The sequence below is a fragment of the Cocleimonas sp. KMM 6892 genome (genome assembly GCF_035798195.1).
Lineage (GTDB): Bacteria > Pseudomonadota > Gammaproteobacteria > Thiotrichales > Thiotrichaceae > Cocleimonas > Cocleimonas flava.
In genome coordinates this window covers 196,447-221,374 of sequence record NZ_JAPFBV010000005.1, presented here as the reverse complement: position 1 = coordinate 221,374, position 24,928 = coordinate 196,447, and the positions used below count along the sequence as shown (strand labels likewise).

The window sequence follows — 24,928 nt, the reverse complement described above, 5'->3', positions numbered from 1 at the left end:
GCGCGTTTTAATGCGCGTTTTTATACGCATTGTATAGATTAAACAAACATCAGACTGATACAGGATTATGTTAGATCAAACAAATAATAAAGTGATAGAGACGATGTTGAGTCATCGTTCGATTCGGAAATTTCAAGATAAATCCATAGATACCGAAACACTGGAAACAATCATTGAATGTGGGCAGGCAGCGGCATCATCCAGTTTTATTCAGGCTTATTCAGTGATTCGTGTTACCAATAGTGATACGCGACGTCAGATTGCAGAAGCCGCAGGTGGGCAAACCTGGGTAGAAGATGCCCCTGAGTTTTTAGTGTTTTGTGCAGATTTAAAACGTATCGAAGTAGCCTGCATCGAACAGGGGGCAGGTAAGCTAGAGGGAAACACCGAGCACTTTTTGGCAGCCAGTGTTGATGTGGCTTTAATGGCTCAGAATGTCCTGCTGGCCGCTGAATCGATGGGTATGGGCGGAGTGTTTATCGGCGGGATTCGAAATAATCCGCAATTGGTGTCTGATTTACTCGGATTACCCGATCAGGTTTATCCGGTATTTGGCATGTGTTTAGGTTGGCCTTCGATAGACCCTGATGTTAAACCTCGCTTTCCAGTAACAACTATTTTGCATCAAGACCATTACGCAACTGAAAAAGTGGAATCTCAAATTGAGTCTTATGACGCACAGATGGAAGCTTATTACCAATCTCGCTCAGGTAAAACACGTGTTTCTAATTGGTCAGAGCAAACAGCGAAAGCCGTTCAGGATAAAAAGCGCGAGCATATGCGATCTTTTTTAAACAATCGCGGATTACTCATTAAATAATTTCACATCCTTTGCCATGCTCCTTTTTTCTAAAGGAGTATGATATTTATTTCTAAATATCAAATAAAAACAATCTCTTGATGACTCTCGAATTAAGTCTATTAACAAGGCTGAAATTGATTTAAGTCAACTATTTTAATAGTGTGCAAATAAAATACTTTACTGACAAGATAATTGCGAGTAAATTTAAACCTACGTTAAGTAAGTTAATAATAATTAAAAGCACAAAACGCTTAAGAGAGGGAAAACAGCACGTATTCTGATTAATTCATATTTATATAACTGAAGAATAAAGCGAAAGAATAGTTGTTCTTAAATAGTCAGTAATAATTATCAGAAATCCGAAAAAATTAACTTACAACAAGTCATTTTGAAAAGCGTTTTTTATAACGTTTTTCGATCAAGAATTGAGTCTTAAGGAAGAGAACTTAAGTATCATTTGGGCTCAATGTGAGGGTATAAGAGAATAATCGTTAGTGGTTTTATTTCATTGTCTACTATCGATTAGTTGGTTATTAATCTCATTATGGTTTGGTGAGACAATCAATTAAATCTTAAATCCATTATATAAAGCGGACTCCGGTCCGCTTTTTTTTGTCTCATATTTATCTATTTTTTTGAAATTTCATCTAAGTCATTGAGTTATAGCGCTTAAAGACATTGTTATTAAATAGACTATAATTATTAAAGCTGCTGAGCAATAATTCTCAGGTTTTAGTAGATTATCAGCGTTTGGTATAAGGAGCTTAGTGACTTATAGTAAATCTTCCACAATATTTTTCACCAGTAGAACGACTATTATTGTCATTCTAAGTATTCTTTTGGCATTTATTGCGATGAATACCAAGCGTATAGATCATCCCCAAAGTAGTATATCAACCAGGAAAAACACCGATTCAGCAAACGAACAAAGTTTCTTCTCTCAGCTTTTTCATACAATACAGAAATTAAATAAGCAGGTCGATACTAACAAGCTTCCTATTATTCTTGCAGACTTGAAACCTTCAATTCCTTTTTCAAAATTAAATTTCAGGCTACATGGTGTTGTTTACAAAGGCGATAATAGCAGTTATGCATTGATCTCTCAGCATGGAGGAGTGCAGGAGGTTTATCAAATAAAATCAATGATCTACCAAAGAGCGATTGTCGAGGAAATCACTAGGAATCAGGTTGTGGTTAACTATTATGGCGAAAAGCATGTGTTAGAAATGGGGGGCTATGGAAGTCAAACCAAGGTGCAATATTTGAATGAGATTTTTAATGATGTGAACGGCGCTGATGAAGATATTTTTCAGCAACGAGTTATGCTGGAACAGGATAAACGTAGAAACCCAATTCGCTTATTAATGATCAGGCGGCCTTATGCCGTTTATGAACAGGGGCAGTTTCTTGGGTATAAAATTATGCCAGGTGGAAATGCAGATCAATTTATTCGACTAGGCTTTCAAAGCGGTGATATTTTAACCAGCCTCAATGGTCAAACTTTTGAAGGACCGAGCATGCAACAATTTATCATCAATGAATTAACTCATTCCCGTAACATTGATTTGGTGGTCGTTCGTGATCAGGACACTTTAAGTATTATCTATGGGTTTTAAAAGAATGGCTTTTTTATCGGGTGGATTAATTTTAAAAATTGCTCGATTAATTGAGAGTCTTGTATAATCAAATAATTGCACACAATCTAAATAAATGATATTTATCAATATATATTAAATGTTATATGCGATAAGGTTGCCTGCAAATATCATTTATTGTTGGTTGCATAGTGAAAATAAGAGGTAAATAACAGATATGTGGCTAGTGAAATCCAAGTTGCTTTGGGGGAGACTTTTTATTAATTTGAAAAGCCAATGCAATGATTAAAAAACTATTATTTATAACAATACTTTTTGCTCAACTATCAGTACCTGTATACGCGGAAACCGTAAAACTAAACTTTGGGGTTTATGGTTCTGAACGGCGAAACTGGGTGGATGATCAAAATGCCCCCATTCTGAAAAATCTTGAAAAAAATCTGGGTAAGCAACTTAATCAAAAAGTAGAAATTAATATCGTCTTTTTTCCTGCCTACAAAGATGCCGTCGATGCGCTGGTGAATAAAAAAATTGATTTCTCACGTTTAGGCGGTGCTTCATACGTTGAAGTCAAACGTAGAAGTCCAAATGTCTCAATCCTTGCGGCAGAATCCAATAAAGGCCAACCTTATTATGATGGGGTAATCGGCGTACTTAAAGATAGTCCTATAAAAAAGTTGGAAGATCTGAAAGGTAAGAGTTTTGCCTTTGGCAATAAATCATCCACGATAGGCAGATATTTATCTCAAAAATTCTTATTTGAAAATGGTATCAGCGCAGATGATTTGGCAGGTTATAACTACCTGGGACGACACGATAATGTCGCCATAGCGATTATTCGTGAGGTTTACGATGCCGGGGCTTTCAAAGAAGATATTCTTAGAAATAAAAATTTTAGTAAAAGAATTAGAGCATTAGCAAGATTTAAAGCGCCGACACAATCCTGGGTTGCTCGTGAAGGGTTGGACCCCGTTTATCTAAAAGGTCTTAAGAAAGGTTTGTTAAACACGCCTAAAGAAGTATTCATCATCAAGAATAGAGATGGTTTTATCGAAAGTAAGGATAGTAATTTTAAAAGCCTCAGAGCATCGATAGAAAATAATGCATTCTTTTTCCTGAACAATGTGGCCCCGGCCAAGCAGTAATTATATCTCTGCGTCTATCTTGTAAAAAAGGCCCCAAAGTAGGGGGGTGACATTTAGTTTTGAAGAATATGTGTTAAACGCTCGTACAAGATTGAAATCAGCTTAGGATGCTCGCTGATCAATGGGCTGATCGAAATCTTAAACGCTGGATATTTTTTCATCACGTTATCACAAATTTCGATAATATCACCGCCTTCACCCGCATGATTTCCCGGAAGAAAAAACATCAATATAACCGAAGCCTGTGTTTCACCTGCCTCTGCTTTTTGTATTAACCAGTCTTCTAAAAGATCACCGTTGAAATCATATTCTTTCCCTTCGCGTCGTTCCATTACCGCTTCTTCTAACGCTGCAGGATTTGCTCCGTTTTCAGCTAACTTTTCTCTAACACGATTCGCCAGATGTTGCCTTACTGCGGTAACTCTGGGAACCGGCGAGCCGTGGTCTACAAGTACCACATTTTTAAGCTCAGCATAGTTTTTAGATCGATAAGAATCGTTAAAAACCTTTAATGCTGTAGCGATAACATGATCATATATGATCGTACTCAGTTCCTCTTCCCCCTGAGGAAGCGGATAGATGGTGTCGGCAATTTTTATCGTAATTGGTCCGAAGGTTTCTTCCAGAGTAACAACCTCGTCCGGAATGAAAGAGGTCAGTGCTCTACTATTCCCAAAGAACAGGGGTAGCAGAATAAACTCTTTCTCTCCTTTGGATAGCTGTTGCTCCATGAAATAGCTAAAGGTATATGCTGGTCTGCCATTTAGTTCGCTCTCGGGAATTCGATTGGAGTGCTTGCAGGATACGGGGTGAATTTTAAATCCGGATTCTATGCTTAGAATTTCAGCCAAATTTCGAAGTTGTAACGTGGCATTGGCACGAAGAGATCCATTATCAATGAGCAGAATGCATGGCATTTATCGTTTTCCTGTGTCGTAAAACTGAGTAAAAATCATAGTAATAAAAATGCTTAAATGATGTCTATCTACCTTAAGTTCATTGTGGTGATCGAACAATTTATTGTTGATGTGTCAGCTTCAGAAAGCTTATCCAACAATTTAAGTCAACAAGCGTTATCAAAGTTAAATCAAGGGAATCCACATAACGTTCTATAACTCACTGAGAAAGAGGGCTTTATCTTTTCGGAGCAGGTCCTGTGGTTTCTCTTACAATTAATTCTGCTTCTAACTCAATACGCTCAATAATATTAGTCTTATCTTTTATCTGCTGCAAAATGTAATCGGCCGCTTTTTCACCCATGCGTCTAGAGGGTGAATTTATGGTCGTTAGTGATGGCTTTAAGAAAGGCAATATCTCGATATTATCAAAACCCGTAATCGATAAATCTTCAGGAACTCTTATGCCTCTCTCCTGTGCGCCATGTAATGCACCAATCGCGAGAACATCATTACCGCAAATGATCGCGGTAATATCCGGGTGCCTATCCAGTAATTTATGGAAAGATTTGCTTCCATTTTCTACGCTGAAGCGACAGTCAATTACTCGGTCGTCCTCTAGTATAATTCCGGCTTCATCCAGTTGTTGTTTCAGTCCTTTAAATCTTTCTTCTGCACGGTCATTGTTTTCTCTGGTACCAGAAATGACACCAAAACTTTCATGACCTAATTCAAGCAAATGTTTAGTGATTTGTTTGCCCGCCTTAATATGATCAAAACCAATACAGCTATATTCTGAATCAGGATCATAAATCCACAGATTAACAATAGGGATCTGATATCGATTGATGGCCTTGTAAATTTCGGGATGATGTTGAGCACCTACCATCACTATCCCATCAATGCCTCTGGATAATAACGTTTGTACTTCGCGTAATTCTATTTCTTCAGAAAAGCTATTGTTGGTTAACAGCAGGGTGTAATTAGCTTTGTTTAAGCCTGTTTGTAAGTATTGAAGGGCTTTAGAGAAGATACTGTTATCAATCGTAGGAACGATAACACCAACCGTATTTGTGCGTCGAGATGCAAGCGCTCTAGCCGCGCCGTCAGGCACATATCCTAATTCATCAATCGCCTGATTAATTTTCTGTTGGACTTCAGTGCGAACCTTATCGGGGGCATTCAGGCAACGCGAAACAGTCGCAGTAGACACATTAGCTTTAGCGGCAACATCTTGTAGGGTCGGTTTTTTCTTTTGCATATGGGGCTCAAGTGTAACAGCGAAAAAATAAATTACCTACAGGTCTAATTTAATAGTACCTGTTTTCAATAGCTTAACTTTTGTGTGACAAATAAATTGTAATTTTATCGCGTAATAAATTGACAAGAATCATTTCCATTACTAATATGTAAGCGCTTACATTAAATTATTCTGGAGAACACAAATGGCTGTTACCTATATCAAAAAAGCGGAAATGAACGCGACAACATTAGAAGACGATACACGTGAAATCGTTTCAAAAATGCTTAAAGAAATTGAAGCAGGTGGCGAAGAACGCTGTGCTGAATATGCAAAACAGTTAGATGGTTACGAAGGAAATATCGTCGTTACACCAGAAGAAATCGAAGCTGCTGAAGGGCGTTTGTCTCAACAGGTTAAAGACGATATAAAATTTGCTTACGATCGTGTTTATGGTTTTGCCGTAAAGCAACGCGAAGCACTCATCGATTTTGAAACGGAATTGTCTCCGGGCTTATGGGCGGGTCAACGCCAAATACCAATGCAAGCGGCTGGTTGTTATGTTCCCGGTGGACGTTATGCTCACGTTGCATCGGCGATTATGTCTGTGGGTACTGCTAAGGCAGCGGGTGTTGATCACGTTATCGCATGTTCTCCACCTAAACCTGGCCATGGAATTAATGATGCGATTTTATACACTGCCAACTACTGCGGCGCAGATACAATCCTGGCACTTGGTGGTGTTCAAGGTATCGCAGCAATGGCCTTTGGTTTATTCACCGGTAAGCCAGCCGATATTCTGGTTGGTCCTGGTAACCGCTTTGTTGCTGAAGCAAAACGTATGTTATATGGCAGAGTAGGTATCGATCTATTTGCAGGACCAACGGAAATCGCCATCATCGCTGATCATACGGCTGATCCGGTTCTTGTGTGTTCGGATCTTGCAGGTCAGGCAGAGCATGGTTTCGACTCACCAGCATGGTTATTTACAACAGACAAAGCGCTAGCAGATAAAGTGATCGAGATGATGCCAGGTGTTATCGCTAAATTACCAGAAACTGCACGCAATGCTGCAACAGCAGCGTGGCGAGATTACGGCGAAGTTATTCTTTGTGATACTGATGAAGAAATGGCGGTAATCAGTGATCAGTACGCAGCTGAGCATTTAGAAGTTCAGGCTGAAAATTTAGATTGGTGGGTTCAGCGTCTTCGCAATTACGGCTCACTATTTGTTGGTGAGGAAACAACGGTTACCTACGGAGATAAATGTTCTGGTACTAACCATATTCTTCCCACTAAAGGTGCAGGCCGTTACACGGGCGGCTTATCTGCCAGTAAATTCGTTAAAACAGTGACGACACAACGCATGACTCGCGAAGCAAATCGTGAAGTAGGTGCGGCAGCGGCAAGAATCTCACGTCTTGAAGGTATGGAAGGTCATGCCCGTTCAGGCGATGATCGTCTCGCTAAATACTTCCCTGAAGAAGAATTCCTACTAGAGATTCCAGGACATGGCGTTGAAGCTTGATCTTAGCGGTAAGGTAGCACTCATAACGGGTGCTACTTCCGGAATCGGTGCGCAGCAAGCGAGAGCTTTAACCGCTGCGGGTGCCAGTGTGGTTTTGATCGGGCGTCGTGAAGATCGCCTGAAAGAATTAGCCAAAGAAATTCGTGATAGCGGCGCAAAAGCGGAGTATTTAGCCGCAGATCTAGCTGATGAAGGCCAGTGGGATATCATTGTTGGAGCGAGTCTTAATTTTTTCGGTCGCGTCGATATTCTGTGTAATACCGCTGGTGTAAACCTGCGTCAGCACGCAGATGATGTGACCTCAGAAAGTTGGGATCAAACACTCACATTGAATTTGAAAGTGCCTTTCATGTTGGCACAAAAGTTAGTCCCTAATATGCGAGAGCGTGGCTGGGGCAAGATTATCAATGTCGCCTCATTGCAGTCCGAGCGAGCATTTGCAAACGGAATCGCTTACGGCGCATCGAAAGGCGGTATTAGTCAGTTAACGCGTGCAATGGCCGAGGCCTGGTCAAAAGATGGAATAGGGTGCAACGCGATTGCCCCTGGATTTTTCCCCACTGAATTGACGGCTCCGGTTTTTGAACAGTCTGAGCTTGCCGATAAACTGGCACAACAAACCGCTATTGGCCGTAATGGCAATCTCGAAGATCTTGATGGCCCCTGTGTGTTTTTAGCGAGTCACGCGTCTGATTATGTGACAGGACAAACGCTTTATATCGATGGTGGGTTTACTGCCAAGTAAGGCTTTTACACTTTCTGGATATCCCCCAAAAAACCTGCTCAAAGTAGGGGGGTGCCATCAGCTTAAGACAAGTATGCACCGATTCTTTTACAACGAAGGAAAAATGCATAACGCAGAAAAAATCAGAAAAAAATAAGAGAAATATCAGAGAGATTTAACTAAAAACAGGAGGATAAGATGAAAGCACTCGTTTACACAGATACGCAAGAAATCACTTACCGTGACGAACCACAACCGAGCCCAAGAGTAGGCGATGTTGTGATGGATGTGTCTGCTGCAGCAATATGCGGTTCTGATATGCATGCGTATCATGGGCATGATGAACGCCGAGTTCCTCCATTGATTTTAGGTCACGAAGTCTGTGGCACAGTTATCGATGGTAAACACGCAGGTAAACGCATGGTTATCAATCCATTGATGACCTGTGGGGTTTGTCATGACTGTTTGAGTGGACGCAGTAATCTTTGTACCAAACGGGAATTAATTGGCATGTACCTGCAAGGCGCATTCGCTGATCAAGTCGCGATTGAAGAGCGCAACTTATTGGAAATCCCTGATGATATGAGTCCTATCAGTGCGTCGATTACAGAGCCAACCGCAACCGCATTACACGCGATAGCTTTAGTTGAAAGAATTGCTTATAGACCATTGTCAGAAATGAAGTGTCTGGTTTTAGGTGGCGGTGCTATTGGCTTGTTAGCGGCTCTGGTACTGAAAGCGAAAGGCGCGTCACAAATAGACCTTGGAGAAACCAATGCATTAAGACGCGCGAGTATCGACGAACAACATTGCGCGACAACCTATGACCCAATCAAAGAGCAACCAACGCATTCGGGAGATTACGATGTGGTTTTAGACTGCGTTGGTTCTGGTATTACCCGCAATGTGTCATGTGAAGCCGTAAGACCAGGTGGCATCATTTCACACGTCGGATTGCAAGACAGTGAAGGTGGTTTTGATAGTCGCAAAATCACACTGCAAGAAGTTACAGTGTTAGGTAATTATTGTTACACAACGGCTGATATGAAAGCGTCAATCGACATGCTTTATCAACAAAGACTAGGAAATTTAAATTGGATTGATGTGCGCCCTATGTCTGCAGGCGGACAAGCATTTGATGATTTACATAACGGGCGCGTCGCTGCAGCCAAAATCGTACTGCAACCTGATCATCTCATTAATTAGTGATCGAGTAATTTTAGATCGCAAAATTAGAACTACCTTGTTTAAGAAGAAAATGATTAAGGATTTACTATGAACAACCCTCAAAAAATCTGGGCAGCTTTATCATATAACTCAGTAGATACTGTTGCATATTTGCCCTGTAATAAATTAAATAATGTTATGAAATACAAGCCAGATGAGTTTGATGTTTGGGATATCACCAAAGAATCAGCAGGCTTGGGTTTATGTTTTGGTCGAAGTCTGGCGGATAAGCGTACCGCAATGATGATTCAAAATACCGGCTTGGGCAATCTGGTCACAGACCTGTACACCATGCAAAAACTGTATCAAACCGCATTACCCATTTTTGTTTCGTGGCGTGGACATTACAAAGAGCCTATCGAAGCACAGATTATCTTTGGTGATAAAGTCGAAGACTTACTCAATGCGATCGACGTTGAATATAAAATTCTCGCAACTGCCGATGATCTTGTCGGTTTAAATGAGGACGTTGCGACTTGTTTTAGCGAGAACAAAGTAAAAGTATATCTACTCTCTCCTGAATTATGGGAAGAAAACCTGCCAGATTACCATCAGTTTGGTGAGCCTAAAATCAATGCGATTCAGGTTGAAGCACCAGCGTACGACGGATCTCCTTCGGTAAACCGAATCGGTGCGATAGAGCAGATTATGGAAGTGGTTGATGATAATGACATCATACTGTCCCAAATCGGTTTCCCGTCAAAAGAGGTGTACAACACCAAAGACAGAGATAACAATTTCTATATGTTGGGTGCATTAGGTTCTGCAACGGAAGTGGGCATCGGGTTGGCAAAATCAATTGAAGGTAAACACGTCTACGTTATCGATGGCGATGGTTCTTTCTTCTTTAACCCGAATCAACTGTTTGATCTGGTGGCGTATAACCCATCGAATCTTACAATTATTTGTCTGGATAATGGCAGTTGGGGATCGACCGGTAATCAGCCAACATTGAGCTCGCAGGGTTATAATTTATCAGCTGTGGTTCGTTCTATGGGTATCGAATCTAGCGTGATGACGGATAATGTCGATGAAATGGCACAAGCGATGAAAGATAAAACACGTTTCTTACATTACATGATCAATGCGGGTAATGATAAAGTCGGTGGTGAAATCCCGATGAAAGCCATTGAGATTAAAGACCGTTTTATGAAGTCTATTCGTTAAAAATAACGTTAAACTTAACGGTAAAAATAGAAAGTCCCCAAATACAGACTGATATTACGAATGAGTTTTTCATTGAAAAAATGAAAAACTCATTCGAGCGTATACAAAACGGGGGAAGGGTGGTTGCATAGTCAGTGAGTATTATTCAAATGCCAAGTTCTTAAAATACAAGAGGCTGTTAGAGACAAATGGTACAAGCACTAATCAGAAAATCTGCCTGTGTTGCTGATCTTAAAAAAAGAGCGAAGTGGCGTATCCCCAAATTTGCATTCGATTATATTGAAGGTGGCTGTAACAGTGAGCTAGCCTTAAGCAATAACAGAACAGCATTAGATGATATTTTTCTTAGACCCGAGTATCTACAGAAATACCAAACACCAGAATTAGGTACGACGTTATTTGGCAAACAGTATGCCTCACCTTTCGGGATTGCGCCCTTAGGTTTGTCAGGTTTGGTTTGGCCAGATGCCTCAGCAATGCATGCGCGAGCAGCGCTCAAAGCCAATATTCCATTTGTTCTAAGCACGGTTTCTACAATCTCAATTGAAGATGCAGCGAAGAACGCAGAAGATAATTTCTGGTTTCAATTATACCCACCTGCAGATGAAGAAATCCTCGATGACATGCTCAAGCGATTGCGTGACGTTGGTTGTCAGAATCTAGTCGTCACGGTTGATGTGCCAACACCCAGTCGACGCATCAGTGCGATTAAAAGTGGTTTGGCAGTACCGCCTAAAATTACCGTGAAAAGTGTGTTAGAAAGTACCATTCGACCATTCTGGTCATTGGCCACGGTAAGGGCTGGGTTACCGCAATTCGCCACGCTTCGACCCTACATTAAAGATGCCAAAAATATTGAAGACATTGCCACGTTTATTCGTGTCACCCTGCGCGATGTCGTTGATGAAAGTAGCTTAAGAAGCCTTCGGGATAAATGGCTGGGTAATTTAATCGTCAAAGGCATTAGCCATGTCGATGATGCACTCACGGTAAAAGAAATTGGTGCTGATGGCATTATCGTTTCAAATCACGGTGGTCGTCAGTTGGATGCCTCTTTACCGCCAGCAGAAACCTTGGAAGAAATTATCGATGCTGTGGGCGCTGATCTAACTGTGATGGCAGATAGTGGCGTGGAAACCGGGGTAGATATCGCCAGATATTTAGCACTTGGTGCTGAAGCGGTATTTGCCGGAAGAGCTTTTTTATATGGCGTTGCAGCGCATGGAGAGCAGGGCGCAGAACATACCATCGATTTATTAAGAGATGAGTTGGAGCAAGTTATGTCTCAGGTGCATTGTGCTAAACCCGAGTTAATGCATCAGTATCTGGAGTGATCTGATTATTAGTGATAAATTGATTCTCTCTAATTCCTTTTTAATGGAGTTGTTATAGGCTTGGTTTGATAGAGAAAGATCAGAGGCAAAGATTAAAGCCACCCCCCTAGTAACAGATACTTTTTCAATCATGATATTCTCACCCCAATGAAGATATCTAAGAACACACCACACTTGACAGAAATAGCGCAGCAACTAAGCTCTGTCGTAGATAGAGACCTAGAGTTTGTTCGGTCAGAACCCATCGGTGGCGGCTGTATCAACCAGATATCCAGACTCATTGATAGCAACGGGAGTGACTGGTTACTCAAAGAAAACCATCCCACATATCTAGAGATGTTTGCCGCTGAAGCCGATGGTCTGGCAGAGATTCAATCCAGCAAAACGATTAGAGTTCCAGATGTGTATTGCCATGGAAAGACACAACAAAGTGCTTACTTGGTGATGGAATATATTGAACTATCTTCTGCCAGCGCGAATGCTAGGACTGGCGCACAATTGGCGCAGATGCATCGACATGTTATGCCTGAGTTTGGTTGGTTTAGGGATAATTATATCGGCACCACCCCACAGTCAAATAAACAGTATTCCTCATGGATTGAGTTCTGGAAAAGCCAGCGTTTACTCCCACAGCTAGAACTAGCCAGAAATAAAGGCTTTTCTAAAAACGATTACGATTCTGGCGTGCGTTTGGCAGAGAGCCTAGGCGTTTTCTTCGACACTTATCAGCCACAAGCATCTTTGTTACACGGCGATTTATGGGGAGGAAATCAGTCACAGGATGACATGGGGAATCCTGTTATTTTCGACCCTGCTGTGTATTACGGGGATCGCGAAGCGGATTTGGCAATGACTGAATTATTTGGTGGATTCAGCGCACAATTCTATTCCGCCTATAAGGATTGCTATCCAGTAGATGAGGGCTATTCGACGCGTAAAACATTATACAACCTCTATCATATTCTCAACCATTTCAACTTATTTGGCGGCGCTTATGCCTCTCAAGCAAAGACTATGATTAACAATTTATTTTACGAATGTTAAAAATGTTTAAAAAAATATGAAAAAAAAACGCCTCAAAGTAGGGGGGTGGCTATTAATTTCTTCTGTTTAGTTTTTAAGCAAGAACAAAACCTTAAAAACGCTTTGTAATAAAAGGCTGAAAATTACGCGCTAAAAGCACATTAGAATTACTGTTGCCCATATAAACTTATTTATGTTTTTGTGGTCTAACCCCGTTACCCGAGATTATTCTATTTCGGGTTCAATGTGAGGGATACACTATGATAATTCGTACAAGATTTAAATTTTTTGTTTTCTCCTTTTATACCTTGTTATTTTCTGCTTTATTCTCCTTGTTACTCTCTTCTCCTCCTGCCTTTGCAGACCTCCCCGAAGCTGTCACCACTAAAAAAGAAATGGTGGTTACGACAAACCCGCTTGCGACAGCTGCGGGTGAAAAAATACTGAGGAATGGAGGTACGGCTGCCGATGCCATGGTCGCAGTGCAAACCGTACTTGGTTTGGTTGAACCACAATCGAGTGGTTTGGGCGGCGGGGCTTTTGTGGTTTATTACGATGCCCGAAAAGGTAAATTAACCACTTTCGATGCTAGAGAAAAAGCACCCGCATCAGCCACTGGCGATCGTTTTGCAGGGCTAGGTTTTGTTGAAGCCTGGCAAAGTGGTTTGTCCGTAGGTGTGCCAGGTACTCCCAGAATGATGGAATACGTGCATGATAAATATGGTCGTTTACCGTGGCGAAAACTCTTTAAACCAGCGATAAAACTGGCACAAAAAGGTTACCCATTGACGGGACGAACCAGTGAACAGGTTCAAGGTCTGCTAAGCCGAAACGCTGCGTGTGATGATCGACTCTATTTCCGTGATCCCACCGCTTTCGAATATTTTGCAAATGCTGACTGTACGGCAAAAGCTGAAGGAACCATGATGTTCAATCAACCTTACGCCGATACGCTCAAAAAATTGCGTAAAAAAGGCGCAGATGGATTCTATTCTGGCGATATCGCTGAAGCCATTGCGGCAGCGACACAAGGTGATTTAGCCATTGCAGGTGATATGACGGTTGAAGATCTTGCTAACTACAATGTGGTTGAACGCGAGCCAGTCTGTCTCGATTATCGTGGTCATAATGTCTGTGGCATGGGCCCACCTTCTTCAGGTGCGCTTGCTGTTGGACAAATCCTCGGTATTTTAGAGAACTTCGATATCTCTGGAGATCCGTTGGCCGTTGAAAACGTCCATCTGTTTACGCAGGCAGGCAGATTAGCTTTTGCCGATCGCGGAAAATATGTGGCTGATAGCGATTTTGTCGAAGTCCCTGTCGATGGCATGTTAAATAAAGATTACCTGGCAACACGCGCAGCGCTGATTGATCCTGAGATGGATATGGGCACGGCATCTCCGGGTGTACCTCCCGGGGTTATCGAATTAGCAGCCGCTGATGTGACCGCAAAAAATAGCGGTACCAGTCATGTTTCTATTGTGGATCAATGGGGCAATGCCTTATCAATGACGACCACTATCGAGAGTTCCTTCGGTAATGGCGTGATGGTGCATGGATTCTTATTAAATAATGAGTTAACAGACTTCTCATTTTCCGCAGAAGATAGCGAAGGTGTTCCGATAGCTAATCGCGTCGAAGCGAATAAACGCCCTCGTAGTTCCATGTCACCTACCATCGTGTTTGATGAAGATGGTCGATTAGAAATCGTGACTGGATCACCGGGTGGATCAAGAATTATTGGTTATACCGCACAATCAATCATGAATATCATTGATTTTGGACTTGATCCTCAGGAAGCGATTAACGTTCCGCACTATATGAATCGTAATGGTCGAACGGATGTAGAAATACCTATTGTTGATGTAACGCTGGATTATGATGCCGAGGCACTTGCCCTATCACTGAAAGAATTAGGGCATAGTGATCCAAGTGTACCTCTGGAAGATCGGTCTGTGGGTGTGATTACCCAAACCAGTGGACTATCGATCATTCAGGTCGTAAGAAAGTCTAGAGGTCACGGACATCATCACAATAACTATGGTGATGAAGAGGAAGAGGAAGTTAACGATGAGGTGATCGATGAAGTGGAAGAAGCAGATGAACTGGTAGAAATAGAAGAGTTGCCAGAAGATACTTTGACAGATAATGTATCAGCCAAAGTGTCAGCTAAAGGTGCTTCTAAAAATCGTGGAAAACACGATTACTCCAAAAGACACTGGAGAAATCATTATCGTACTACTTTAGTCGGTGGTGGTGATTACCGTAGAGATGGAACGGTAGGCGGAAGGTAGTTTAAGCTTATTGTTAACATCTCAGGTGAGGGCGCTTTAGAGCGTCCTCGTTTTATAACGTTCTCATTTTATTCTTAAGGCACCCCCCTACTTATGGGCCGTTTTTTTTAAGCAACTAATCAAGTTGCTTCATATTCGCTAAAACAGTCGTTCGTAATTCATGCAGAGCGCCATCTATTTCAGCCACACTGAATTCATTATCTTTACCGAGTTTTTGCCAGTTTTCTCCCCAGGTAGTGACTAATTTTTCTGATTTTTCTAAAGTGATGTCAGACATTAAATGACTCAAATCTTTAATCAACAATACTTCGGTCCAGCCGCCTCTGGGGCTTCCCTGATAATTATCTTTTTCGAAGTGCGATAAATAGGCTATTTTCTGCAATTCACCCACGTGCATGATTATCTCAAAACCTGCGGTACGGATGTTTCTATTAGACTCACTTTTCTCATTTCTCCAGGTGTTGTATCCCAACGCAGAAAAAGCGACCAACAGGCTAATGATAGCGAGTGAGTTTTGTTTTATTTGTTCCGAAATCTTCATTGTTTACCTACTTTTTCGTTGATTATAGATTGTTAAAAAAATCGTAGAAATCACCTAAGTTATTGATAAATAAATGTATAAAATTCTCTTGAAAAGTACTTAAAGAACCACACTATTGTAAGTGTAAGACATAAGTCGCTAGCCGATTATGACTTATAACTTTATTAATTAATTTATTGCTTCTTAGGAGAATAAAAAATGAATACTATAGATTTAACCCCATTTTACCGCAGTAGTGTAGGTTTCGACCGTTTAGGGTCTTTGATTGATTCTGCAATGCGTTCAGAACAATCAGCTGGTTATCCACCTTACAACATCGAGGTCGTTGGAGAGAGTCAATATGCAATTACACTTGCCCTAGCAGGTTTTGATGATTCGGAAATTGACATCCAGACTGAGAAGGGTGTATTGACCGTAAAAGGCAAAAAAGAAACCAAAAATGAAAAGGCTAATTACCTACATCAAGGCATTGCTAACCGTTCATTCGAGCGTAAGTTTAACCTTGCTGATTATGTAGAAGTCAGTGGCGCATCGCTCGATAAAGGGCTGTTGACGATTCATCTGTTACGCGAAATTCCAGAGGCCATGAAGCCAAAGAAGATTGCGATTAACAGTAACGCTGGCGATACCCTTTCGGTTGAAGACAAGGTCGCTAATCAAAACAACAGTACTCTCGAAAACAAGGTTGTCGAGAATAAGGTTGTCGAGAATAAAGTTGTTGAAAACAATGCACCAGCTAATAGTAACCCAGCCAATAATGCTTCTGAAAGTTACCTCAACGAAGCATCTAAAGGGCAAGCTGCTTAATTAGCAACATTGAGTTTAACTTTTGTTTTTACTATCGTTTTAATTCAGGTTTAACATAAGTTTAACTGAGGTTTAACTCAATTCACTAAAGACGGTGAAAAAGGCAGTCGTAATGACTGCCTTTTTTTGTGTGAAAATTTCATGCATTGGCTGCTTATCGTTTACAATTCTCAGCACTTAACGATCAAAAAGAACTTAACGATCAAAAAGAACTTAACGATCAAAACAGATAACTTAAATAGACAATTCAAATGGCAAACTATGGTGAAGGTGCTGCAACCTATAATGCAGTTGGTGGCGAGAAGGGTTTAACGGCTCTGGTTAACGACTTTTATAAAATCATGCATGAGTCTCCAGATTATAAAAAAATCCGTGATATGCACCCGAAAGATTTAGATCTAACCACCGATAAGTTGTTGGTGTTTTTAACTGGCTGGATGGGCGGCAAGAGTGAGTACTCGAAAAAATACGGTCCAATGAGTATTCCTGGTGCGCATAGTCATTTAGCCATCGATGAGCTGGAGCGTGATATGTGGCTAAGCTGCATGACAGAAGCCTTAATCAAACAAAATTACCCTGAAGACTTAATTGAATACTTAATTATTCAGTTAGGCAGACCGGCAGAGAGAATCAGGGAAGTTAGCGTGATGATGCGCGGGAAGAAACAGAAGTAAGCCACAATAAACTTCAGCAGAACCCAGCGAAAATTGAAAAAGCCACCCCCCTACTTATAGGCACTTTTTTATATGGGTGGCGGGAGAGCAATTACCAGATTTTGATTTTATGGCGATGGCTTTTAGCTGACAAAATATACCAAAAAAGGCCACTAAAGTAGGGGGTGGCTTTTATAAATCGTATAACGGGTTATTAGACTACGGTTAATACATCACAAGGCGCATGATTAATCACACCATTGGTTGATGACCCTACCAAACGCGCTAAACCGCGACGTCCGTGAGAACCCATCACGATTAGATCCACATTGTTTTTACCCGCGTACTCTACAATTTCATCGACGCGATGACCGGATAAAACATGCACATCAATGTTTCTATCAGCAAAACCGAGTTTTTCGATGTGTTCTGTTAATTGTTTCTCGATGTTGGCAATGTGCTTTTCTTCTTGTTCCGGGTTATTGATTAATACCGGTACAGCCAACTCGCCAATGCTGGGGTAAAGCTCCGCAGAAAGTGTTTCAGCCGCATGCACCAAGGATACTTTTGCAGAAAAAGGCTTGGCCAGTTCAAGCGCTTTTTTCAGCGCGATATCAGCGTATTTAGAGAAATCAGTCGCGACTAAAATGTGTCTGTATCCCACGTATTCATTTTCCTCGGCTTTGTTATCGACTTCTTTGAGCCAGTTGATTGCATCTGAATCATTATCAAAAAAGTGAACTTCGGCCTTCATAAATAGATTACCGAGTTCGATCATGACTTTTTCCCAGAGGCTTTCTCCGACAAATGCGATTCGCAGGAAGTCTTCTCCGTGATTCAGTCCAATCTTTAAATCTTCCCACGCAGCTTTAGCTGACCAGCCTTCAAAATCCTCAACCTTTATCAGTAAAGACAGCGGGCTTTCTTTTTTTAAGATTCGCTCTAGCTTAGGGCGAAAAACTGAATAATCTTCCTCGACCAGTTTGCCACTAATTTGAAAAGCATAAATATGGGGTTCGTTTAAGGGAATCTCTTTAATCATGACTTATCTCCAATTAGTTTTTGGTATAACTCATCCACTGAAGCGGTGATTTCCTGATTCATTTGAGCCAGTAAATCATGCTCGTCCTGATCGCCCAGATCTTTGCTTACATTTTTGCTGTAACGGTTGGTTCTAGTAATTTGCTTTCTTACACCAGCTCTTAACTCATCCAGTTGTTTTAAGGCTTTTTCATAATCACCTTGCCATTGCATGGCGTCGTTAAACCAGATTTGTTGCTGTTCAGAAAATTTACTGGCATCGGTTGCCATGTGCTTTTGTAAGTCTTCAGTAAACTCGTTAAAGTCTACAATGGTTTTATCCGCAACTTTTGATAATGAATTCCAGATATTCTCAACCAGATAGGCCTTATCAAAGGCGAAGGTTTCTTTAAGACTTTGATTAAGACGATTAGAAGCATCACCCCATTCACTGAGATTGTTTTTTAATTCGTCGCTGACTTTATCGACTTCTTCGCGGCTTAATTCACTCCATTCGCTGATCTTTTCTTCGGCTTCCTGAAAGGCTTCTTTTAAAGGTTTTTTTTCTTCATTAACGAGCTCTTCAACATGTTTTAGCATGCTCTTGTATGCTTTTTGTAGTTTGTCTTGTAGTTCTATGCTGTCCATTTTGTAATCCTCCCACTGAATATAAAACGACTAAATTACTTATCTCTATGACTTTACTATAGTTTCAATGTTCAAAAATGTATAAGACTTAAGTCAACAATCATGCGTTTTAGACCGCGATTGATTAAGTTGGTTTACTCATGTGATCTTTAAAATAGTTAATAAAATAAAAATGAATCATCAATGGCATGCCGTTTTGCGTAAGGTTTTTAAATGACTGCAATGGTTCTAAATAGATTTTGCTGGCACCTTTGGGGTGGAGTTCATCATAGGAATTCTTGTACTGTTGATAATGCTTTTTAACCATTTTATTGTTACTTATATCAGCACCTTCGGGTACCTGATCGATGGCATTGAATAGAAAGGTTAACGGGATCATTATCCTTGAATTGAATATGACATAATCAGGAATGATTCCAGAGTCGTTCTCACCATATTCCATAATGTACATGAGCTTGTCGCTATCACGATTGAATAGGTTTTGATTAAATTCGGTGAGATTGGTCTGAAAAATCTTTTCACCTTCCAACAGTAAATAATCAGTAAAGGCGTGGATCGACTCAGTGAGTTTTTTATTCGATTGGCTTAAGCGGAATTTCCACAAGCCCAATACATCTAATCGGTTTTTATATTTAGCGATGCTTTGATCCATTACCTCATCAGAGTTAATCATGAGGTTGGTATAAAAATGCCAAAATGCAGGATGTGTATGGGGTTTTTGTTTTTGCCAGCGTAGAATTTTCCCATGTTGTAAGCCTAAATCGCAATGTATCGCCTGGTCTTCTCGCTCAAACTTTACTTTGATAGATTGGCGATAAAAGTCATCATTGAGGTCATCCGTCTTTTCGTCATATTCTTTGTTATCTGCGTACCAGAGCCATTCCACGGCATGTTCTGTGTCACTAAGGCGTTCGTGCGTCCAGCCATTTTCCTTGGTTAGGACCTTGTTCAATTCATCTGCTATCAGGTTTATTTTTTTTTGCTTGTTTCCATCTTTATTAAGCTGTTTAAGCTTGGCTGATTCGATGTTATACGCACTGAGCAAATCATCATTACTGGTTTCAAAGTCCAGCCAGAAACGATGGATGAATAAGATATCTAGCTTATCCGGCTGGATATTGTCTTTGACGTCATCCCATTGTTGTAAGGTTAAATAACCATCTCTTTCTTTATAGGTTTTTATGCCTGCATCAATGGCTAAAGCCTTGCTTTCAATGACGTTTGAATCGGTTATAAAAGCGGGAAAATCTTTATACGCGTTTTCATCAATATATTCTTCAGCGAAACAATTCGATGTCATTACATACCATTGAAGGGTCAGAACTTTGTTTTTCTGTTCTGCCGCTTCCTGCATAATAATATAGGCAAGTTGAGTGATGCTTAATCGACTGGGGGGCGTTGCTGAATCAGTCAGTGTTTTGTTTTTTACCAGTTGATCCCAAAGCTCTGACCCGTAATCAAAATACAGTATTGGTGCACCAGAAACACTGTCTTTTTCGGCGTAATACTGATCAACCCATGTGCCTCTTTGTTGCTCTAAAGTTTTCTCAATATCGACAAGTTGTTCTGGTTTCTCTTTAAAGGGTGGGTAATCTTTTAAGGGGATTTGATACAAATAGCCGGTTTCGATCAAAATCTCTTTGACTCTAAAGTGGGTGAATCCCGTATCGAATAATGCTTGAAATCGATAAAGGTTATAGATGAGTTCGCGTTTTGCTTGTTGTTTTTTCTTAGATTGATTCAGCAGAATAATACTGTCTTCGACCAACCCTTCAATTTCGTGCATCGACATTTTGCTGGTGTATCCCGTAAGTTAAGATTTTATCTATATTGAAGCTGCGATATCGTCCATCGCCTTAGCCAGTGCAAAATCTTTTTCAGTAATACCGCCAGCATCATGGGTCGTTAAATCTACTTTCACTGTTTTGTACACATTAAACCATTCTGGGTGATGGTTATCTCGCTCGGCAATAATGGCTGCCTGAGTCATAAACCCAAAAGCCTGAATGAAGTTTTTAAACACAAATTCACGGTGGAGTTTCTGTTCTTTGATCTGCCATTGATTATGGCTCGCTAGAAATTCCTGTATCTGTTGTTCTGTTGCTTTGCTGGTGCTCATAATAACTCCTTAAAAACGTTATATAGTATTGGGGAGAGGCTTTAGATATACATCTACATCTACATCTACATCTACATCTACATCTACATCTAAAGTTAAAGTAAAACTATTATCGTTCCACGCTAGCCATTTTTAAACCGGCAAATATAAGCATGGCTCCGGCTGATTTGTTGATGATTTTTATCGCTAGCGGTTTCAGGCCAACACTCATGGATTTCCATCCCAGATAGGCGTAAAGGCTATAACAGACTATATCCAGGAGGAAGGTGATTGCACATAAAATCAGTAGCTGAGGAATGATGGCTTGCTCAATATTGATAAATTGAGGAAGCAACGCCGAGAAATAAAGCAGTGCTTTAGGGTTTGAGAACTCAATGATAAATCCCCGAAAAAATACTCGGTGATGACGTCCTACCTGCTTTTCTTCTGGCTTGATAGAAAGTGGCCCTGAACGACTTAGTAATGCGCTGAGACCTAGATATAACAAATACGCTACACCGATCCATTTAATCACTGAAAATAAAGTACTGGAGGCAACTATCAGGGCCGCGATACCTGTAGCGGATAACACAAAATAGACGATATTGGCTGCGGCAATGCCAAGAATTACAAACAGTGAACGTTTGAAGCCATTGGATGCCGCTTCAGCAGTAACGGCAATGGCTGCCGGCCCGGGGGAGAGTACGACAACAAAGGTTGTGAGAAAGAAAAGTAGTAATGTATCAAAGGGGATAATCATATTTCGTTCTCTTTAACTGTTTCTAGTTGTCTGTATTTTTTTAGTGCTTTCTAATTCCCTGTTAAGGAAGCGTTATGTGATTAATTTCAAGGCAAAGTAGGGTGTTATATTTAGCATGATTATCGCAATTTTATAATAGGCGAGGTAATGCATATACAAGCCTTGAAGCTTCTCTTTATCCATACCCAGAAGACGACTGTGTATAGTGCTAATAGGGTCTTTTAGAACGATAAGTAAGATCGTGGAAAAAACCAAAAGACCCATATTGATCACTGAGCACCAGCCGAAGAACGCTATTAATTGTTCCGGGTTGTCCATAATGGCTGTTACTTAGCATCCTCAGTGGCAGAAATAGATGTGTCTAAATCCTTGACGATACCGTCTTCGATACCATAGACCCAGCCGTGAACCGTTAAATCAGCGCCATTTTTCCATGCTCTTTTAACAATGGTGGTGTTCGATACATTCTTTACCTGCTCAATGACATTTAATTCACAAAGACGATCTACTTTTTCATGCTCATCCAGATGATCTAGTTCACCTTCATGAAATCGCTGCACGTCTTCAATATGACGTAACCAGTTATCAATCAGACCATAGCTCTCATCATCCATCGCTGCTTTAATCCCGCCACAGCCATAATGGCCCACCACAATAATATGCTTTACCTTGAGTACATCAACAGCGAACTGGATGACTGATAAACAATTCAAATCAGTATGTACCACGACATTGGCAATATTTCGATGAACAAAAACTTCTCCGGGAGGAAGATTGATAATCTCATTCGCAGGAACACGGCTGTCTGAACAACCTATCCAAAGAATTTCCGGTGCTTGTTGCTTAGATAGGGAAGAGAAAAATTCAGGGTCTTTTCTCTTGATAGAGTTTGCCCATTTCAAGTTGTTTTCAAATAAGTGATCTAGATTTTTCAATTGAAATATTACCGTGTTTTAGTTGGTTTTAATTGGCCCCTAATATAGTGGTTTTTTTCACTGAAGCGAATTGAACTTTTATTGTTTAGGGTTATATTTTATTGATTGTTTAGTGAAATTTAATAATTGGGGATGGTATTCATAACCACTGCCCAGCAGTTTAAGACAATGATAATCAGTAAAAATAAATTACCTACTTTTTTACTCAGTGAGACGATCAGGACTACCGCGATTAATTGCAAAAACTTACCAATGAAAACACCGATGTATAGTCCAAGATTATCGATCAACCACGCGACTACGTTATTCGCTTCTGCATCTGAGCTTAATTTACTCACGAAATACAAGGTGGTGAGATAATCAAAAATGATGGTGACGATGAGTATTGCCCACCAAACGCGATATCTTTTTAACGAAAATAATAAGTTATCTTTTAAGGGTATATCCGAGCCTAAAATTTCCATGGTGCTGTTATTTGTTTTTTCTGCTGCTTATACGTGTATTGATGATTATAAATGACCCACTTTACCGTAAAGTATTAAAATGGCTGCGCCAATAAACACAATAATACCGGTTGATATAATCAGTACTTTTTTTATTTTATCTTTACGAAACTCGTTTTCCAGTATTTTTCGTTGTTCTTCATTCATGCAACTTAGCCTTTTATTTTCATGTTATGACGCGTTTCTCGTGTGATAGCTATCTAATTTCTGAGCTTACTCGTAGGAAAAGGTCTCATCGTCTTTAAGAAACTGTAATATAGGGAGCATATTATCAAAGCAGGCCTTTTATGTCTTATCAAAACGGTTCATCTTCATCTGGTCAAAACAAGTCACGTTCGTCATATCAGGCAGTAATGCAAAAACCTTACTGGGTGTTTGATATGGACGGCACTTTAACCATAGCGCAGCATGACTTTGATGCAATTCGTGAAGAATTAGGGCTACCGGAAGGTTTGCCTATTTTAGAATCCCTGGATAAGTTGCCTGCGGCAGAAGCCAACGCCTTACATACTAAATTGAATCAGATAGAGTTAGATATCGCCCATCAATCAAAACCTGCAGAAGGTGCGGCAGATTTATTAGAATCTCTATCACAGAAGGGATCGAAGCTTGGTTTGCTGACCCGAAATAATGCAATCAATATTGAGGTGACATTAAAAGCAGCAGGGTTGTACGAATTTTTTGACGTTGAAAACTTACTCAGTCGAGATTGTATTAACCCGAAACCTGCTCCAGACGGAATCAATAAATTGCTTTCAGGCTGGCAAGCTAAACCTCAGGATGCTGTCATGGTCGGAGATCATTTACATGATTTACTGGCAGGGAGAAATGCACAAACATTCACACTTTATGTAGATCAGCAGGGTGAGTTTCCGTTTAAGGATCATGCTGATATCTGTATCCAGTCCTTATCGGTTTTACATCAAGTTTGAAGCTGTTCTTGATGTAAATTTTGACGTTCAATGGTCTGGAATGCATTCTGGCGGATATTCATGACTCTATTTATTGGTTTTTTACACCCCCCCACTTTTAGGCCGTTTTTTGTATCATTCTTTTAACTACATTCTATAGCGATATTGTTTAGTTATATTCTTTAGTTATTTTCTTTAGTTACAACAAAAGTGTGAGACCTATTAATACGGGAGTAACAAGCGTCATACCAACATTTAACCCTAACAGAGGTTCAATATTGGCAAACTGCCGGGTTCTGATTTCTTCAATATGAGCATGAAGTCCACGAAAGACTTTGATGCTCGCCAATAACGGCAGTATTGATATCAATGACAGCGCAGGCAAAACTTTTAGACTCACAAGCATAATAATGATTAGACCCGTAATCATGGTGTTGATTGCATACAGCTTTAAGCTGTTCTCAATGCCATAAACAATAGGGAAGTGACGTCTTCCTACCGTTTTATCTGCCTTAATATCGGGGAGTTGATTTAATAGCAGCAGATTATTCGCCAGGAAAAACGGAATCAATGAAAGAAAAAAAGTGTGTATTGAAAGGCTGCTTGTTAACACTAAATAAGTGCCCATTATCATTATTGGTCCGAACGCTAAACCAGGGGCAATTAAGCAAAAGAAGGGGCTACGGTTCAGCCAATTAGTATAGCTTATTATTATTATAATGCCGAAAAGCCCAAAAGGTAGTATACTCGGGCCGTTCTTTATAATAAAAAACAGACCAACCAATATGGTTATGGTTAAAAACACTAGAGCGCTAGAAAAAACGTTGCGAGATGAATTGGGGTTAATAATTAATGCACCACTGCCACCACTGAAACGGGTTTTTTCAGTGAGTGCGTCCAATCCACTTTTGAAGTCGTAGTACTCGTTAAAGCTATTTACACTGATATGTGCTGACACTGCACCGAGGGCAATCAGCAACAAATCAATGACTTGAAAGGATGAACGGTTGTAATAGACTGCCGAATAGGAAAGGAAAATACTGCTGAAAGTAAGCGTTAAAAATGGCAAACGCATTG

Annotated in this window: 26 protein-coding genes; 13 read left to right on the top strand and 13 right to left on the bottom strand. The window is 40.4% G+C overall.

Going from position 1 to position 24,928, the window contains the following annotated elements:
* The first annotated feature begins 67 nt into the window (after positions 1-67).
* From nfsA to OO007_RS14860, 3 genes are all read left to right on the top strand, one after another.
* Entirely contained in the window at positions 68-820 is a 753-nt protein-coding gene (gene nfsA / locus OO007_RS14870; protein ID WP_325809385.1) for an oxygen-insensitive NADPH nitroreductase, read from the top strand.
* Between the two features lie 749 nt (positions 821-1,569).
* Positions 1,570-2,418, top strand: a complete 849-nt coding sequence (locus OO007_RS14865) for a type II secretion system protein N (RefSeq protein WP_325809384.1) — start codon at positions 1,570-1,572, stop codon at positions 2,416-2,418.
* Positions 2,419-2,678: 260 nt separating this feature from the next.
* The gene (locus OO007_RS14860; RefSeq protein WP_325809383.1) at positions 2,679-3,542 is read left to right on the top strand and encodes a PhnD/SsuA/transferrin family substrate-binding protein; all 864 of its coding nucleotides are present in this window, start codon (positions 2,679-2,681) and stop codon (positions 3,540-3,542) included.
* A 53-nt stretch (positions 3,543-3,595) separates the two neighbouring features.
* Here OO007_RS14860 and OO007_RS14855 read toward each other — a convergent pair whose 3' ends face one another.
* Positions 3,596-4,459, bottom strand: coding sequence for a sirohydrochlorin chelatase (locus OO007_RS14855; protein WP_325809382.1), 864 nt, complete (start codon positions 4,457-4,459; stop codon positions 3,596-3,598).
* Positions 4,460-4,676: 217 nt separating this feature from the next.
* Positions 4,677-5,699, bottom strand: a complete 1,023-nt coding sequence (locus OO007_RS14850) for a LacI family DNA-binding transcriptional regulator (protein ID WP_325809381.1) — start codon at positions 5,697-5,699, stop codon at positions 4,677-4,679.
* 184 nt (positions 5,700-5,883) lie between these two features.
* Between OO007_RS14850 and hisD the strand changes: the two genes are divergently transcribed.
* The 7 genes from hisD to ggt all read left to right on the top strand — a co-directional run bounded on the left by hisD (position 5,884) and on the right by ggt (position 14,975).
* The gene (hisD, locus tag OO007_RS14845) at positions 5,884-7,206 is read left to right on the top strand and encodes a histidinol dehydrogenase (protein WP_131906864.1); all 1,323 of its coding nucleotides are present in this window, start codon (positions 5,884-5,886) and stop codon (positions 7,204-7,206) included.
* Positions 7,190-7,951: an SDR family NAD(P)-dependent oxidoreductase gene (locus OO007_RS14840; protein WP_325809380.1), complete on the top strand. Its 762-nt coding sequence runs from the start codon at positions 7,190-7,192 to the stop codon at positions 7,949-7,951. The genes hisD and OO007_RS14840 overlap by 17 nt, the downstream gene beginning before the upstream one ends.
* A gap of 177 nt (positions 7,952-8,128) precedes the next feature.
* Entirely contained in the window at positions 8,129-9,136 is a 1,008-nt protein-coding gene (locus OO007_RS14835; RefSeq protein ID WP_325809379.1) for an alcohol dehydrogenase catalytic domain-containing protein, read from the top strand.
* Between the two features lie 69 nt (positions 9,137-9,205).
* On the top strand, positions 9,206-10,324 hold the full coding sequence (locus tag OO007_RS14830) for a thiamine pyrophosphate-dependent enzyme (protein WP_325809378.1): 1,119 nt from the start codon (positions 9,206-9,208) through the stop codon (positions 10,322-10,324).
* 188 nt (positions 10,325-10,512) lie between these two features.
* Positions 10,513-11,658: an alpha-hydroxy acid oxidase gene (locus OO007_RS14825; RefSeq protein ID WP_325809377.1), complete on the top strand. Its 1,146-nt coding sequence runs from the start codon at positions 10,513-10,515 to the stop codon at positions 11,656-11,658.
* A 147-nt stretch (positions 11,659-11,805) separates the two neighbouring features.
* Entirely contained in the window at positions 11,806-12,702 is an 897-nt protein-coding gene (locus tag OO007_RS14820; protein WP_325809376.1) for a fructosamine kinase family protein, read from the top strand.
* A gap of 239 nt (positions 12,703-12,941) precedes the next feature.
* Entirely contained in the window at positions 12,942-14,975 is a 2,034-nt protein-coding gene (gene ggt / locus OO007_RS14815; protein ID WP_325809375.1) for a gamma-glutamyltransferase, read from the top strand.
* Between the two features lie 115 nt (positions 14,976-15,090).
* On the opposite strand, the gene OO007_RS14810 is transcribed toward ggt, so the two are convergent.
* Positions 15,091-15,516: a hypothetical protein gene (locus tag OO007_RS14810; protein ID WP_325809374.1), complete on the bottom strand. Its 426-nt coding sequence runs from the start codon at positions 15,514-15,516 to the stop codon at positions 15,091-15,093.
* A 198-nt stretch (positions 15,517-15,714) separates the two neighbouring features.
* Here OO007_RS14810 and OO007_RS14805 point away from each other — a divergent pair, with 198 nt between their 5' ends.
* Complete coding sequence (locus tag OO007_RS14805) at positions 15,715-16,323, top strand: Hsp20 family protein (RefSeq protein WP_442784347.1); 609 nt, start codon at positions 15,715-15,717, stop codon at positions 16,321-16,323.
* Between the two features lie 251 nt (positions 16,324-16,574).
* Positions 16,575-16,997, top strand: coding sequence for a group II truncated hemoglobin (locus tag OO007_RS14800; protein ID WP_325809373.1), 423 nt, complete (start codon positions 16,575-16,577; stop codon positions 16,995-16,997).
* A gap of 193 nt (positions 16,998-17,190) precedes the next feature.
* Here OO007_RS14800 and OO007_RS14795 read toward each other — a convergent pair whose 3' ends face one another.
* The 9 genes from OO007_RS14795 to OO007_RS14755 form a co-directional block, all read right to left on the bottom strand.
* The gene (locus OO007_RS14795; protein WP_325809372.1) at positions 17,191-18,018 is read right to left on the bottom strand and encodes a universal stress protein; all 828 of its coding nucleotides are present in this window, start codon (positions 18,016-18,018) and stop codon (positions 17,191-17,193) included.
* A complete protein-coding gene (locus tag OO007_RS14790; RefSeq protein ID WP_131906854.1) occupies positions 18,015-18,644 on the bottom strand; it encodes a zinc ribbon-containing protein in 630 nt (209 codons plus the stop codon). The genes OO007_RS14795 and OO007_RS14790 overlap by 4 nt, the downstream gene beginning before the upstream one ends.
* 124 nt (positions 18,645-18,768) lie before the next feature.
* The gene (locus OO007_RS14785; RefSeq protein WP_325809371.1) at positions 18,769-20,436 is read right to left on the bottom strand and encodes a hypothetical protein; all 1,668 of its coding nucleotides are present in this window, start codon (positions 20,434-20,436) and stop codon (positions 18,769-18,771) included.
* Positions 20,437-20,469: 33 nt separating this feature from the next.
* Complete coding sequence (locus tag OO007_RS14780; RefSeq protein ID WP_325809370.1) at positions 20,470-20,763, bottom strand: 4a-hydroxytetrahydrobiopterin dehydratase; 294 nt, start codon at positions 20,761-20,763, stop codon at positions 20,470-20,472.
* A gap of 109 nt (positions 20,764-20,872) precedes the next feature.
* Complete coding sequence (locus tag OO007_RS14775) at positions 20,873-21,502, bottom strand: LysE family translocator (protein ID WP_131906851.1); 630 nt, start codon at positions 21,500-21,502, stop codon at positions 20,873-20,875.
* Between the two features lie 72 nt (positions 21,503-21,574).
* Complete coding sequence (locus OO007_RS14770; RefSeq protein WP_131906850.1) at positions 21,575-21,820, bottom strand: DUF6868 family protein; 246 nt, start codon at positions 21,818-21,820, stop codon at positions 21,575-21,577.
* An 8-nt stretch (positions 21,821-21,828) separates the two neighbouring features.
* Positions 21,829-22,437, bottom strand: a complete 609-nt coding sequence (gene can, locus OO007_RS14765; protein ID WP_131906849.1) for a carbonate dehydratase — start codon at positions 22,435-22,437, stop codon at positions 21,829-21,831.
* A gap of 119 nt (positions 22,438-22,556) precedes the next feature.
* The gene (locus tag OO007_RS14760) at positions 22,557-22,901 is read right to left on the bottom strand and encodes a hypothetical protein (protein WP_131906848.1); all 345 of its coding nucleotides are present in this window, start codon (positions 22,899-22,901) and stop codon (positions 22,557-22,559) included.
* A 45-nt stretch (positions 22,902-22,946) separates the two neighbouring features.
* Positions 22,947-23,087, bottom strand: a complete 141-nt coding sequence (locus OO007_RS14755; RefSeq protein ID WP_165874731.1) for a hypothetical protein — start codon at positions 23,085-23,087, stop codon at positions 22,947-22,949.
* 140 nt (positions 23,088-23,227) lie between these two features.
* Between OO007_RS14755 and OO007_RS14750 the strand changes: the two genes are divergently transcribed.
* On the top strand, positions 23,228-23,872 hold the full coding sequence (locus tag OO007_RS14750; RefSeq protein ID WP_325809369.1) for an HAD family hydrolase: 645 nt from the start codon (positions 23,228-23,230) through the stop codon (positions 23,870-23,872).
* A 178-nt stretch (positions 23,873-24,050) separates the two neighbouring features.
* Here OO007_RS14750 and OO007_RS14745 read toward each other — a convergent pair whose 3' ends face one another.
* Positions 24,051-24,926 carry a prenyltransferase gene (locus OO007_RS14745; protein WP_325809368.1) on the bottom strand — a complete coding sequence of 292 codons (876 nt, stop codon included), beginning with the start codon at positions 24,924-24,926 and terminating at the stop codon, positions 24,051-24,053.
* Positions 24,927-24,928 lie beyond the last annotated feature (2 nt).

What these genes read in the sequence shown, in the direction of transcription:
- nfsA (WP_325809385.1), top strand. Translation starts at nt 68, where the DNA reads ATGTTAGATCAAACAAATAATAAAGTGATAGAGACGATGTTGAGTCAT.
- OO007_RS14860 (WP_325809383.1), top strand. Translation starts at nt 2,679, where the DNA reads ATGATTAAAAAACTATTATTTATAACAATACTTTTTGCTCAACTATCA.
- OO007_RS14855 (WP_325809382.1), bottom strand. Translation starts at nt 4,459, where the DNA reads ATGCCATGCATTCTGCTCATTGATAATGGATCTCTTCGTGCCAATGCC.
- OO007_RS14850 (WP_325809381.1), bottom strand. Translation starts at nt 5,699, where the DNA reads ATGCAAAAGAAAAAACCGACCCTACAAGATGTTGCCGCTAAAGCTAAT.
- hisD (WP_131906864.1), top strand. Translation starts at nt 5,884, where the DNA reads ATGGCTGTTACCTATATCAAAAAAGCGGAAATGAACGCGACAACATTA.
- OO007_RS14840 (WP_325809380.1), top strand. Translation starts at nt 7,190, where the DNA reads ATGGCGTTGAAGCTTGATCTTAGCGGTAAGGTAGCACTCATAACGGGT.
- OO007_RS14835 (WP_325809379.1), top strand. Translation starts at nt 8,129, where the DNA reads ATGAAAGCACTCGTTTACACAGATACGCAAGAAATCACTTACCGTGAC.
- OO007_RS14830 (WP_325809378.1), top strand. Translation starts at nt 9,206, where the DNA reads ATGAACAACCCTCAAAAAATCTGGGCAGCTTTATCATATAACTCAGTA.
- OO007_RS14825 (WP_325809377.1), top strand. Translation starts at nt 10,513, where the DNA reads ATGGTACAAGCACTAATCAGAAAATCTGCCTGTGTTGCTGATCTTAAA.
- OO007_RS14820 (WP_325809376.1), top strand. Translation starts at nt 11,806, where the DNA reads ATGAAGATATCTAAGAACACACCACACTTGACAGAAATAGCGCAGCAA.
- ggt (WP_325809375.1), top strand. Translation starts at nt 12,942, where the DNA reads ATGATAATTCGTACAAGATTTAAATTTTTTGTTTTCTCCTTTTATACC.
- OO007_RS14810 (WP_325809374.1), bottom strand. Translation starts at nt 15,516, where the DNA reads ATGAAGATTTCGGAACAAATAAAACAAAACTCACTCGCTATCATTAGC.
- OO007_RS14805 (WP_442784347.1), top strand. Translation starts at nt 15,715, where the DNA reads ATGAATACTATAGATTTAACCCCATTTTACCGCAGTAGTGTAGGTTTC.
- OO007_RS14800 (WP_325809373.1), top strand. Translation starts at nt 16,575, where the DNA reads ATGGCAAACTATGGTGAAGGTGCTGCAACCTATAATGCAGTTGGTGGC.
- OO007_RS14795 (WP_325809372.1), bottom strand. Translation starts at nt 18,018, where the DNA reads ATGATTAAAGAGATTCCCTTAAACGAACCCCATATTTATGCTTTTCAA.
- OO007_RS14790 (WP_131906854.1), bottom strand. Translation starts at nt 18,644, where the DNA reads ATGGACAGCATAGAACTACAAGACAAACTACAAAAAGCATACAAGAGC.
- OO007_RS14785 (WP_325809371.1), bottom strand. Translation starts at nt 20,436, where the DNA reads ATGTCGATGCACGAAATTGAAGGGTTGGTCGAAGACAGTATTATTCTG.
- OO007_RS14780 (WP_325809370.1), bottom strand. Translation starts at nt 20,763, where the DNA reads ATGAGCACCAGCAAAGCAACAGAACAACAGATACAGGAATTTCTAGCG.
- OO007_RS14775 (WP_131906851.1), bottom strand. Translation starts at nt 21,502, where the DNA reads ATGATTATCCCCTTTGATACATTACTACTTTTCTTTCTCACAACCTTT.
- OO007_RS14770 (WP_131906850.1), bottom strand. Translation starts at nt 21,820, where the DNA reads ATGGACAACCCGGAACAATTAATAGCGTTCTTCGGCTGGTGCTCAGTG.
- OO007_RS14760 (WP_131906848.1), bottom strand. Translation starts at nt 22,901, where the DNA reads ATGGAAATTTTAGGCTCGGATATACCCTTAAAAGATAACTTATTATTT.
- OO007_RS14755 (WP_165874731.1), bottom strand. Translation starts at nt 23,087, where the DNA reads ATGAATGAAGAACAACGAAAAATACTGGAAAACGAGTTTCGTAAAGAT.
- OO007_RS14750 (WP_325809369.1), top strand. Translation starts at nt 23,228, where the DNA reads ATGTCTTATCAAAACGGTTCATCTTCATCTGGTCAAAACAAGTCACGT.
- OO007_RS14745 (WP_325809368.1), bottom strand. Translation starts at nt 24,926, where the DNA reads ATGCGTTTGCCATTTTTAACGCTTACTTTCAGCAGTATTTTCCTTTCC.